The sequence below is a fragment of the uncultured Limosilactobacillus sp. genome, from assembly GCF_934202235.1.
GTDB lineage: Bacteria > Bacillota > Bacilli > Lactobacillales > Lactobacillaceae > Limosilactobacillus.
In genome coordinates, this window is sequence record NZ_CAKPXS010000015.1 from 19,552 (window position 1) to 31,125 (window position 11,574).

The following is an 11,574-nucleotide window of genomic DNA, read 5'->3' on the forward strand; positions in this document are numbered from 1 at the left end:
CAACCATTGACAAACTAGCAACCAGCATTTTAGTCCCACCAATTGGTAACCCTTTCATTCTGTTATATAATAAGGATAAGTCAACAAGCTTGGAGGTTACATCATGAAATTATCGACAGCAAATTTTGGGAAACTTGATGGTCGGCAGGTCACCAAGTACACCCTGACTAACAAACACGACGTCAGTATTAGTGTCCTGGACTATGGTGGCATTTGGCAGGCCTTTACGGTTCCCAGTGCTCACGGTCCGCTCAACCTCCTGTACGCTACTAATGATGTTCACACGTACGACGAAACGGCTTCCTTGAATGCTAGTCGAATTATTGGCCGGACGGCTGGCCGCCTTGCCAAGGGGCAATTTACGATTGATGGTCACCACTACCAGGTGGAGACCAACGAAAACGGCAATACCATCCATGGCGGCCCTAACGGTATCGGTGGCGTCATTTGGCACGTGGAACCGCTCGTTGGTGAACACCGCAGTCAGTTGGTGCTTACCTACACTGCTAGTCACGACATCGATAGCTACCCTGGCGACCTGGCAATGACGACCATCTATACCCTGGACGATAATGATGCCGTCACCCTCGACTTTACCGCCCACAGTAGTGCACCAACCCTGTTCAACCCGACATGTCACACCTACTGGAACCTGTCTGATCACGATAACACGATCGAAAACCACCTCTTGCAAATTAACGGGGACCACCACCTGGAGTGTGATGATGAGAAGCTGCCGACAGGCCGCCTTTTGCCAGTCGATTCCACTAGTTTTGACTTTACCCGCTTAAGCCGGTTAGGTAATCATCTCCATTCGATGGAAAAAACTGCGGAAGGTGGCTTTGACGACATCTGGCAAGTCACACCAAGCCGTGCCCGGATGGACTCACCCATTGCCACGCTGGAAGACGGGACGAGCCACCGCCGCGTTGACATTTACTCTGACCGTAACGGCTTGGTCATGTATACCGCCAATAACCTCCACATTCAAGGCTACAACCGTCCCGCCAACCAGTGGATGGCGCTTGCCCTCGAACCACAGACCCTTCCAGATACTCCCAACCATCCGGAATTCGGTGATGTCGTCGTTCGGCCCAACCAACCACGCCACTACCAGATTCGCTACGAATACCACGCCTGACCACCTAACAAGAACGCAAAAAACCACCCGGCAATTTTGCCGAGTGGTTTTTGTATTTGATGGAATTGGCAAAGTTGTCAATTGCCGCCTTAATCTGGTAACCAGATTAACGCTTACTGAATTGACGAGCCTTCCGAGCCTTCCGCAGACCTGGCTTCTTCCGTTCCTTCATCCGAGGGTCACGGGTAAGCAGACCAGCCTTCTTCAGGGCATCACGGAAGTCAGGGTCAACCGCCAGCAGGGCACGGGCAATACCGTGACGAGCTGCGCCAGCTTGACCTGAGAAGCCGCCGCCATGAACGTTAACCAGAACGTCGTATTGACCGTCAGTCTGAGTAACGTTGAATGGTTGGTTAACGATCGCACGCAGACTAGCAAATGGAATGTAGTCTTCGATGGCCTTGCCGTTCATCGTGATCTTACCAGAACCTGGTACCAGACGTACCCGGGCAGTAGAATCCTTCCGACGACCAGTGCCGGTGTATTGTACTTGTTGAGCCATATTTTCCCCTCCTCTTAGATTAAGTTAGTAATGTCAAGCTTTTCAGGCTTTTGAGCTGCGTGGCTGTGGTCTTCCCCAGCGTAAACGTGCAGCTTCATCCCCATCTTGCGACCCAGCGGGGTGTGCGGCAGCATACCCTTAACTGAAGTTTCAATCAACTTAACAGGGTCGTTAGCCTTCAGGTCACCAGCAGTCCGGGTGTGCATCCCACCTGGGTTGTTGCTAATGTGACGGTAGTACAGCTTTTGGCTTGACTTCTTACCAGTTAACTTAACTTCGGCAGCGTTGATAACAATAACAAAGTCACCAGTATCAACGTGAGGGGTGTAAGTTGGCTTGTTCTTGCCGCGCAAAATAGCAGCAACAGTGGAAGCTAACCGACCCAGGGAAACATCCTTGGCGTCGACAACGTACCACTTGCGATCAACTTCACCTGGTTTTGCCATGTATGTCGTTCTCACGATTAGTTCCTCCAATTTTTGTGTTCTTTAACAACGTAATAAGATTCCGGGGCTTATCAGTGGTCAAAGAATACCGCCTATTAGTTTACCTGTTTTCTCCCTGGCCGTCAACACTTTGCTTCCCATAATCAACACTAACCAAGTATAGTCCAGATGCTGGTGCTGTCATCCGTGCCTGTTCCCGGTCCTGGGCCGCCAGTACGCGCGGAACATCGTCGGCCGGGCGCTGGTTACTACCGATCTCAAGCAAAAAAGCAACCATAATTCGGACTTGGTTGTACAAGAAGCCATTGCCGGTAAACTCAAAGATTACTTCGCGGTCGTGCTGATCATAAAAGACGTGTGCTTTTTCCACCGTCCGGACATTGCTTTTGGCTTGGCTCCCCGAGGCCACAAAGCTCGTAAAATCATGCTGACCAACAAAGTCCTGAGCGGCGCGGTCCATTTTAGCAACGTCAAGTGGGTACTTATAATGGGCCGTGTAGTTGCGTTTAAAGGGATCAACAAAATCTCCCTGCACCACCCGGTAACGGTAGGTTTTACGGTGCGCTGAAAAGCGGGCATGGAAGCTTGGTGAAACTTCCTCAGCCCGTTTTACCAGAATATCTCGCGGCAAGAGACTGTTGAGGGCTTTGCGCATGGAATCACCGCTCAGGTGAAATGGGCAGTCAAAGTGAGCCACCTGGTTCAACGCGTGCACCCCGGCGTCAGTCCGTCCCGACCCGACCACGTTCAACGGTGGCTGGGGATGTTTAGCAATCTGATTAACAACATCTTTCAGGGTCTGCTCAACCGTCCTTTGGTGGGGTTGGATTTGGAACCCAGAAAAGTTAGTGCCATCATAGGCAAAGGTAATTTTATAACGATACATTTTCTCTCCTACGATAAAACGACGACCACCACGGACCGCCCCTTTTTCTTCATTACTTTCCCATGGTCGTTAACGACCGGCATACCAGGAAAATCACGGTCACGGCAACCATCAACGCCACGGCAACCCAGTCACGCTTTTGCCACTCCAGGAGCCGGTACTTGGTCCGTTGCCCGTTCGGATCGTAATCGCGGGCGTCCATCGCCACTGCCAGCTCTTCTGCCCGCTGAAACGAAGCAACGAAGAGCGGGATCAAAACGGAGACAAATCTTTTGGCGCGCTTCCACAAGTTCCCTTCGTCAAAGTTGGCGCCCCGTGCCCGTTGAGCGTTCATAATCGTTTCAACCTCATCAAAGATTGTCGGGATAAAACGCATGGCAATGGACAACATTAACGACACCTGCCCCACCGGAACGTGGAAGATTTTGAGTGGCTTCATAAGTGATTCCACAGCGTCAGCCAACTGCAGCGGCGGCGTAGCAACAGTCAGCACTGTCGACGCCAAGATTACCAGGGTAAAACGTGCAAAGACCATGCCAGCATCTGCAATCCCTCCACTTGTCAGGTGGAACGGTCCCCAGTGCCAATACGTCGCTCCACCAGAACTGAAGAGTAACTGGACGATCACCGTAAAGGCAATTACCCATGCCATGGGCTTCAAGCCGTGCCAGTACATGCGAAACGGTACCTTTGTGACAACAATCATCAGGGCGAGGATTAATGTTAGCCACAGGTTTTCCCCCAGGGTTTTCGCCAAAAACACCAGTACCACGTACCAGCAGACCACCAGCAACTTTGCTCGCGGGTCGAGGCGATGAAACCGTGAATTGGTGGGAACGTACATCCCAAGCACTACCCGGTTATTCATCCTGATCGCGTCCTTTCAGTTGAGCTGCTAATTTGTCGGCCAGTTCGTCGATGGTTAATGGGACCGTTCCTGGCAAACGGACCCCGCCATCGCGCAAGGCATGGTCGAACACCACCGCCGTTGGCCACCGGAGTGCATTCTCAGCAAGTAGTTTCTTATCGGTAAATAATTGCCGTGGTTCACCCTGAAACGCCAACCGGCCATGGTTGATTACCACCACCTGATCAGCATAGGCCGCCACTTGTTCCATCTGGTGAGTCACCAGCAGAATTGTCGTCCCCTGACGGTGCAGGTGGTCGACCAATTCAAGCATCTGCATGGCCCCTTGTGAATCGAGGCCCGCCGTTGGCTCATCGAGAATCAGCAGTAGCGGCTTCATTGCTAATACTCCCGCAATGGCCACGCGCCTCATCTGGCCACCGGATAGGTCGAATGGTGATTGCTGATCAAATTCCTCACCCAGGCCGACTGCTTGTAATGCCTGCCGTGCGTTCTGCCGTGCCTCTGTCGGTGACTGGCCATTATTCAGCGGACCAAACATGACATCTTCAATTACCGTTTCAGCAAACAACTGTTTTTCCGGTAGTTGGAAAACAAACCCGGTAGTAGACCGTAACGCTGCTAACTGGCGACGACTGCTCGATGGTGTCACCGTCGCCCCGTTAACGGTCACCGTGCCCTCAGTGGGTCTCAGGAGGCCATCAATCAACTGCATGATGGTCGACTTGCCACTCCCGGTATGGCCAACGACGGCCGTATATGACCCGCGTTTGATCCGCAATGACAAGTCAAATAGTGCCTGGTGGGCAAATGGTGTGCCAGCCTGGTAAGTAAAGCTAACATTCTTCAAGTTAACTGTGAACAAAGCCATTCCACCATCCTTTGACCATCCGTTACCCTTGTGGGAACCGCGATCCCCCGTTTTTCCAACGCTAATTTTAACCGGCCAGCAAAAGGCGCAGCTAGTCCCAATCGCAGCAAGCCGGCGGCATCACTCAGCACCTGGTCTGCTGGCCCCAGTTTGACCAGGTGACCATCATTGATAATGATTATCGAATCAGCTGCGAGTGTTTCCATTGCGTCGTGGGTAATCGAAATAATTGTCATTTGTCGTTCGCGCTGTAGTTTAACTAGCAGACGGTCAATCTGCTCACGGCCAGCCGGGTCCAACATGCTGGTTGCCTCATCCAGAATTAAGATATCTGGTTCCATGGCGAGTACGCCAGCAAGAGCTACTCGCTGTTTCTGCCCGCCTGATAAACTGGCTGGTTGGGCATCAATCAGCTGTGACATCCCAACCAAATCAAGACTTTGCTCAACCAGATCCTGCATTTTTTCACGAGGAACCTGGTGATTCTCCAAACCAAAAGCAACGTCCTCACCAACAGTGGTGCCAATAAACTGGTTGTCTGGATTCTGAAAAACATAGCCAATCCGATGACGGATCGCCACCACGTGGTCGTCATCCATCGGCATTCCCGCTACGGTTAACGAACCAGCTGTTGGCGCCAGCAACCCGTCTATCAAACGGGCAAGGGTACTCTTACCACTACCGTTATGACCAATAATAGCGGTCCACTGGCCGGCCGGGATCGTCAGGCTTACCCTGTCAAGTGCTGCCTGACCCTCCGCAGTATAGCGGTAAGTCAAATCTTTTGTTGTGACGATCGCCGCCATGCAATCCCGCCTTCCTCATTAATCACTGATACCCATTATACCGAAAAAAAGGGTATAAAAAAACCACTTACAATCAGGGTGCGCGGGAAACCCGCCTTCGAGCTAGACTAAGGCAATGCCCATCATCGTAACGCTCTATACCACAGATTGCAGTGATTCTTTATTACGCGTTATTCAGTTAATGAATAACTAGTCGACCAGTGATACTAATGCCATCGGTGCAGCATCACCACGGCGTGGCATCATCTTAACCACGCGAGTGTAGCCACCCTGACGGTCCTTGTACTTCGGGCCAATTTCGTCAAACAGCTTTTGCAGTGCAGTTTGTACCTTGATGTCGTCGCCATTTTCCTTAACATCAGCAACAGCATCACGAACAAAGGCAGCAGCACGACGACGTGAACTCAGATCGCCCTTCTTAGCGAGCGTAACCATTTGGTCCATCGTACGACGAACTTCCTTAGCACGTGCAACAGTCGTCTTAATTTGGCCATTGATGATCAGTTCAGTAGTCAGACCACGTAATAAAGCTTTACGTTGTGAACTGGTCCGTCCTAATTTACGATAACTCATGAAGTGGTTCCCTCCTTTGATCGGTAATGGTTAGTCTTCCTGGCGGAATGTTACGCCAAGGTCAGCCAACTTTTCTTTGATTTCTTCAAGAGACTTTTGACCTAAGTTCCGAACCTTCATCATATCGCTTTCGGTCCGTTCAGTCAGGTCCTTAACAGTTTCAATGCCGGCACGCTTGAGGCAGTTGTAAGAACGAACAGACAGGTCCAGTTCTTCAATCGTCTTGTCGAGCATCTTTTCCTTGTGAGTCTCTTCTTTTTCAACCATAACTTGAGTGTTTTGCGCTTCTTCAGTTAGGTTGACAAACATTGCCAAGTGTTCAGTCAAGATCTTAGCGGCTAAACTAACAGCCTCGGATGGCGTCAGTGAACCATCGGTCCAGACGTCCAACGTCAACTTGTCAAAGTCGCTCCGTTGACCAACACGAGCATTTTCGACAGTGTAGTTGACCCGTTCAATCGGGGTGTAGATGGAGTCAATTGGCAAAACACCAATTGCCAGGCCATCCATGCGGGCCTTGTTGTCAGTTGCTGAGACGTAACCGCGACCCTTGTCAGCAGTCATTTGAATATGTAATTCAGCGCCATCAGCGACGGTTGCCAGATGAAGGTCTGGATTTAAGATGGTAACGTCACCGTCACCTTGGATGTCGCCTGCAGTAACGTTTGCAGGACCCTTAACATCCAGTTCCAGATTCTTCTCATCATCAGAATCAATCTTCATTGCAACCTTCTTCAGGTTCAAGATGATCTGAGTCACGTCTTCAGTTACACCTTCAACAGTGCTGAATTCGTGAAGAACACCATCAATTTGGATACTAGTGATGGCGGCACCTGGCATTGAGGCGAGCATCACCCGACGCAGGGAGTTCCCAAGGGTCGTCCCATAACCGCGTTCGAGTGGTTCAACAACAAACTTGCCGTAGTTGTCGTTCTCCTCAACTTTTTGAATGTTTGGTTTTTCAAATTCGATCATTCTACCGTTTTACCCCTTTCAAAACGTGGTCCGCATTTTAACAAAACAACAGTGGGCAGAAAACGTCCGTTGCCGTTGCAAATTAAACACGACGACGCTTTGGCGGGCGAGAACCGTTGTGCGGAACTGGGGTAACATCACGAATAGCAGTTACTTCCAGACCAGTTGCTTGAAGTGCACGGATTGCTGATTCACGACCAGAACCCGGGCCCTTAACTTCAACTTCAACAGTCTTCATACCGTGTTCCATTGCCGTCTTAGCAGCGGCTTCTGAAGTCATTTGAGCAGCAAATGGAGTTGACTTCCGAGAACCCTTGAAACCAAGGACACCAGCTGAAGACCAAGCAACAGCGTTACCCTGAACATCGGTAATCATTACCAGCGTGTTGTTAAATGTTGAGTGAATGTGTGCTACACCAGTTTCAACATTCTTCTTTGCACGACGCTTGCGCGTTCCTTTTTTGGTAGCCATAAAACTAACTGACCTCCTTTTTCTTTAGATTACTTCTTAGCGTTTGACGTCTTCTTGCCTGCGATGGCAACTGCCTTACCCTTACGAGTACGGGCATTGTTCTTAGTGTGTTGACCACGAACTGGCAGACCACGACGGTGACGCATGCCACGGTAAGAACCGATTTCTTGCAGACGCTTGATGTTCATCGTTACTTCACGACGAAGGTCACCTTCAACCTGAAGTTGGTCCACTTGTGCACGGATCTTGTCTTCCTGGTCCGGTGTTAAGTCACGAACACGAACATCTTCTGAAACACCTGCAGCTGCCAAAATCTTCTGAGCAGTAGTGTTACCGATACCATAAATGTAAGTTAAGCCGATTACGATTCGCTTGTCACGAGGTAAGTCGACACCTGCGATACGAGCCATTATTACACCTCCGTTTCTAAACTAAATTACTTGCCCTGACGTTGCTTGTGCTTTGGGTTGGCTGGGCAAATTACCATAACAGTGCCGTGACGCTTAACGATCCGGCAGTGTTCGCACATACGCTTGACTGATGGTCTTACTTTCATGTCAATAATCCTCCACTATTAATACTTACGATTTACTTGAAGCGGAAAGTAATCCGACCCTTAGTCAGATCATACGGAGACATTTCCATCCGTACCCGGTCTCCGGGCAGGATCTTAATGTAGTGCATCCGAATCTTGCCAGAAACATGGGCAAGGACTTCTACACCATTTTCCAGTTCCACTTTAAACATTGCGTTTGGCAAGGTTTCTTTAACCTTACCTTCAATTTCGATTACGTCAGCTTTGGCCACGAAATGGTTCCTCCTTACCGTTCAATTTACGTAAAAGCGGTGGAAAGCCAGAGACTTTCCACTGCGAACTAGACAAAACCTCACAAATAATAGCACAAGATGGCTAGTTACGCAAGTTTTGACTAGTTACAGGTTAACCAGAACTTTACGAACATCCTTGTAAACATCTTCGATTGATTGTTCACCATTGATGTTGTGCAAAACGCCCTGGTTCTTGTAGAAGTCAACCAGTGGTGTGTTCAGCTTGATATTAACGTCTAACCGGTTCTTAACAGTGGCCGGCTTGTCATCATCACGCTGGAAGAATTCGTGACCACCGCAAACGTCACAAGTACCTTCAACCTTCGGCTTGTGGTAGAGCCGGTTGTATGAAGCACCGCAATTCTTACACATAAAACGGGCGCTTAACCGATCAACAAGCACGTCGGGTGCAACATGGATGTTAATGACGGCGTCAAGTTGACGACCATCATCTTCAAGCATCTTATTCAACGCCTTGGCTTGAACAAGGTTCCGTGGAAAGCCATCGAGCATAAAGCCCTTCTTGGTATCATCTTGTGCCAGTCGCTCAGCAACGATTCCGTTGACCACTTCGTCAGGAACTAAGTTACCAGCATCAATGTATGACTTGGCTTTCTTACCCATTTCAGTCTGATTTTTGATTGCGGCACGGAAAATGTCACCAGTTGAAATGTGTGGAATGTTGAAATCCTTGATGATTAGGTCCGCTTGGGTTCCCTTGCCGGCACCTGGCAGACCCATTAAAACGAGGTTCATTGTACTCATTTACCAATTCCTCCTTAAGCTTCTGTATCCGGCCTTTGTCCTTCGCGGATAAAGCCAATATACTCACGCTTCATCGTTAAACCGTTAATCTGACGGTTAAGGTCGAGAGCGATCTGAACGATGATCAATAAGCTCGTCCCACCAAGACCAATTGACTGGCTGAGGTTCCAGATAATGCTGGCAACCAGTGGAATCAGTGAGATCAACCCTAAGAAGAGCGAGCCGACAGTGCTCAGACGCATCAGCAGCCCAGAAACGTACTGCTGTGTTCCCCGACCTGGCCAAATACCAGTAATGTAACTCCCCTGCTTCTGCAGGTTTTCAGCTAGCTTTTCGGGGTTAACCTGAACAAACGCGTAGAAGAAGGTAAAGACAACAATCAAAAAAGTATATAACGCAATCCCCGGGCCAGACTGCATGTTGAAAATTGTTGTCATGACCTGGTACCAGGTATCGCCACCGTGTGATTGTTGGAATGCCATCAAAATGGTTTGTGGCGTTGAGATAAACGAACCCGCAAAGATGACCGGAATAACTCCGGACACGTTAATTTTCAGTGGTAAGTAGGAGCTAGATGGTGCCGTCGTTGTCCGACGGGTGTATTGAATTGGCAATCGCCGTTCAGCCTGCTGAACCCAAGTGACAAAAGCCACAATGATTAGCAGGGCAATAACAACACAGGCAATAAACCCGATTCCCATCCACAGCTGACTACCGTTTTCACCGGTAATTTGGTCATTCCATAGTTGAGTAATACCACTTGGCATCTGGGCAATAATCCCAGCGAAAATCAACATGGAAACACCGTTACCGACCCCGCGCTCGGTAATCATATCACCAAGCCAGGTCGCAAACATCGTCCCGGCTGTTAAGATCAGCCCAATGGTCAAATAAGTTGTGACCGTTGGGTGCTCCACCAGCTTAATTGAGCTCAGCGTGTTAAAGCCGGCCGTGATCCCGATCGACTGAACAAAGCCCAAAACGATCGTTAACCACCTGGTGGCTTGGTTTAACTTCTGGCGCCCAACTTCACCTTGTTTGCTCCACTCAACAAACTTCGGAACAATATCCATCTGCAACAGCTGGACAACAATTTGCGCAGTGATATAGGGGGAAACCCCCATTGCAAATAATGAATAGTTTGATAATCCCCCACCACTGAAAGTGTTCAATATTGACGCCAGCCCAGTCGACGAGATTTGTGTCAGGGCTGCAGCGTTCACACCAGGAACGGTGATCCACGCACCGATCCGGTAGACAATCAACACAAACAGGGTAAAGAGGATCTTTTTACGGATTTCCTTCACCCTGAGAGCATTTGTGATGGCAGTGAACAATTAAATCACCTCAGTTTTACCACCGGCAGCTTCAATTGCAGAAACTGCTGCGGCAGAAAACTTGTTGGCTTTCACGGTCAGCTTCTTGCTGAGCTTACCGTTGCCAAGGATCTTCACACCATTCTTCAGATTTTTAACGATTCCGTTGTCGACCAGCGTCTTAGGCGTTACTTCAGCGCCATCGTCAAAGCAACGGTCCAGCGTTGCCAGGTTAACAATCGCGTATTCTTTACGGCTAATGTTAACGAAGCCGCGCTTTGGCATTTGCCGGTAAAGTGGCATCTGGCCACCTTCGAAGCCCAGACGGGTCTTACCATGAGCCTTTTGACCCTTGGTACCCCGACCAGAAGTGAAACCGTGACCTGATGAAAGACCACGGCCACGACGCAGACGCTTGAAACGTGAGCCGGCAGCTGGCTTTAATTCGTTTAACTTCATTGTGTTCGGCACCTCCTTAATTCAAAGTGATTACTTAACTTCTTCGATTGAAAGCAAGTGGGCAATCTTGAAAATAGCGCCCCGGGTAGCAGCGTTATCTGGCTTGATAACAGAACTACCAACGCGGCCAAGCCCCAGTGCCTTTACAATGGCACGTTGACGTGGTTCACGGTGGGCAACACTATGAACTAAAGTAATTTTAACTTGAGCCATAATTTATGTCCTCCTTATTCAGCCAGGTGTTCAGCGGAAACGCCACGCAGCGAAGCAACTTCATCAGCGCTCTTCAGCTGACGCAGACCATCAAACGTTGCGCGAACAACGTTAACAGGAGTGTTTGAACCGAGACGCTTTGCAGTCATATCGTCAATACCAGCTAATTCCATGACGTTACGAACCGCACCACCGGCGGTAACCCCAGAACCTTCAACGGCTGGCTTCAGAAGAATCTTGCCACCGCCCCAGTGACCAATTACTTCGTGTGGAATAGTAGTACCAACAGTTGGGACAGTAATCAGGTTCTTTTGTGCGGCTGCAGAAGCCTTCCGAATAGCTTCAGGAACTTCCTGAGCCTTACCAGTACCAAAACCAACGTGACCGTTCTTGTCGCCGACAACAACTAGTGCGGCAAAACGAAGACGACGACCACCCTTAACAACCTTGGTG

General features: G+C 49.6%; 18 protein-coding genes. 1 reads left to right on the forward strand and 17 read right to left on the reverse strand.

The annotated features are described in order from the left end of the window. Nucleotides 1-103 precede the first annotated feature (103 nt). A complete protein-coding gene (locus Q0E49_RS03645; RefSeq protein ID WP_295746601.1) occupies nt 104-1,141 on the forward strand; it encodes an aldose epimerase family protein in 1,038 nt (345 codons plus the stop codon). Nucleotides 1,142-1,247: 106 nt separating this feature from the next. Here the strand turns inward: Q0E49_RS03645 and rpsI are convergent, their stop codons facing one another. The 17 genes from rpsI to rpsE all read right to left on the reverse strand — a co-directional run. Continuing rightward, nucleotides 1,248-1,643 carry a 30S ribosomal protein S9 gene (rpsI, locus tag Q0E49_RS03650; RefSeq protein WP_102280666.1) on the reverse strand — a complete coding sequence of 132 codons (396 nt, stop codon included), beginning with the start codon at nt 1,641-1,643 and terminating at the stop codon, nt 1,248-1,250. 14 nt (nt 1,644-1,657) lie between these two features. Beyond that, on the reverse strand, nt 1,658-2,104 hold the full coding sequence (gene rplM / locus Q0E49_RS03655; RefSeq protein ID WP_295746602.1) for a 50S ribosomal protein L13: 447 nt from the start codon (nt 2,102-2,104) through the stop codon (nt 1,658-1,660). Nucleotides 2,105-2,189: 85 nt separating this feature from the next. Continuing rightward, nucleotides 2,190-2,975, reverse strand: a complete 786-nt coding sequence (gene truA, locus Q0E49_RS03660; RefSeq protein WP_295746603.1) for a tRNA pseudouridine(38-40) synthase TruA — start codon at nt 2,973-2,975, stop codon at nt 2,190-2,192. A 52-nt stretch (nt 2,976-3,027) separates the two neighbouring features. After that, nucleotides 3,028-3,843 carry an energy-coupling factor transporter transmembrane component T gene (locus tag Q0E49_RS03665; RefSeq protein WP_295746604.1) on the reverse strand — a complete coding sequence of 272 codons (816 nt, stop codon included), beginning with the start codon at nt 3,841-3,843 and terminating at the stop codon, nt 3,028-3,030. Then, entirely contained in the window at nt 3,836-4,714 is an 879-nt protein-coding gene (locus Q0E49_RS03670) for an energy-coupling factor transporter ATPase (protein WP_295746605.1), read from the reverse strand. The genes Q0E49_RS03665 and Q0E49_RS03670 overlap by 8 nt, the downstream gene beginning before the upstream one ends. After that, nucleotides 4,690-5,520, reverse strand: a complete 831-nt coding sequence (locus tag Q0E49_RS03675; RefSeq protein ID WP_295746606.1) for an energy-coupling factor transporter ATPase — start codon at nt 5,518-5,520, stop codon at nt 4,690-4,692. Before Q0E49_RS03675 ends, Q0E49_RS03670 begins: the two co-directional genes overlap by 25 nt. 189 nt (nt 5,521-5,709) lie before the next feature. Next, nucleotides 5,710-6,093 (reverse strand): 50S ribosomal protein L17, encoded by a 384-nt coding sequence (gene rplQ, locus Q0E49_RS03680; RefSeq protein ID WP_295746607.1) that lies wholly within the window; start codon nt 6,091-6,093, stop codon nt 5,710-5,712. Nucleotides 6,094-6,123: 30 nt separating this feature from the next. Further along, a complete protein-coding gene (locus Q0E49_RS03685) occupies nt 6,124-7,068 on the reverse strand; it encodes a DNA-directed RNA polymerase subunit alpha (RefSeq protein WP_295746608.1) in 945 nt (314 codons plus the stop codon). A gap of 82 nt (nt 7,069-7,150) precedes the next feature. After that, complete coding sequence (rpsK, locus tag Q0E49_RS03690) at nt 7,151-7,540, reverse strand: 30S ribosomal protein S11 (RefSeq protein WP_295746609.1); 390 nt, start codon at nt 7,538-7,540, stop codon at nt 7,151-7,153. 29 nt (nt 7,541-7,569) lie between these two features. Next, nucleotides 7,570-7,950, reverse strand: coding sequence for a 30S ribosomal protein S13 (gene rpsM, locus Q0E49_RS03695; protein WP_295746610.1), 381 nt, complete (start codon nt 7,948-7,950; stop codon nt 7,570-7,572). Nucleotides 7,951-7,976: 26 nt separating this feature from the next. Continuing rightward, the gene (gene rpmJ / locus Q0E49_RS03700) at nt 7,977-8,096 is read right to left on the reverse strand and encodes a 50S ribosomal protein L36 (RefSeq protein ID WP_102280643.1); all 120 of its coding nucleotides are present in this window, start codon (nt 8,094-8,096) and stop codon (nt 7,977-7,979) included. A 32-nt stretch (nt 8,097-8,128) separates the two neighbouring features. Continuing rightward, entirely contained in the window at nt 8,129-8,347 is a 219-nt protein-coding gene (gene infA, locus Q0E49_RS03705; RefSeq protein ID WP_295746611.1) for a translation initiation factor IF-1, read from the reverse strand. Nucleotides 8,348-8,473: 126 nt separating this feature from the next. Beyond that, nucleotides 8,474-9,124, reverse strand: a complete 651-nt coding sequence (locus tag Q0E49_RS03710; RefSeq protein WP_295746618.1) for an adenylate kinase — start codon at nt 9,122-9,124, stop codon at nt 8,474-8,476. Nucleotides 9,125-9,147: 23 nt separating this feature from the next. Continuing rightward, nucleotides 9,148-10,470 (reverse strand): preprotein translocase subunit SecY, encoded by a 1,323-nt coding sequence (secY, locus tag Q0E49_RS03715; RefSeq protein ID WP_295746612.1) that lies wholly within the window; start codon nt 10,468-10,470, stop codon nt 9,148-9,150. Next, nucleotides 10,471-10,908, reverse strand: coding sequence for a 50S ribosomal protein L15 (gene rplO, locus Q0E49_RS03720; protein ID WP_295746613.1), 438 nt, complete (start codon nt 10,906-10,908; stop codon nt 10,471-10,473). 30 nt (nt 10,909-10,938) lie between these two features. Beyond that, nucleotides 10,939-11,121 carry a 50S ribosomal protein L30 gene (gene rpmD, locus Q0E49_RS03725; RefSeq protein ID WP_295746614.1) on the reverse strand — a complete coding sequence of 61 codons (183 nt, stop codon included), beginning with the start codon at nt 11,119-11,121 and terminating at the stop codon, nt 10,939-10,941. Between the two features lie 14 nt (nt 11,122-11,135). Further along, nucleotides 11,136-11,574: 30S ribosomal protein S5 (gene rpsE, locus Q0E49_RS03730; RefSeq protein WP_295746615.1), on the reverse strand; the 439-nt coding region annotated here is incomplete at its 5' end.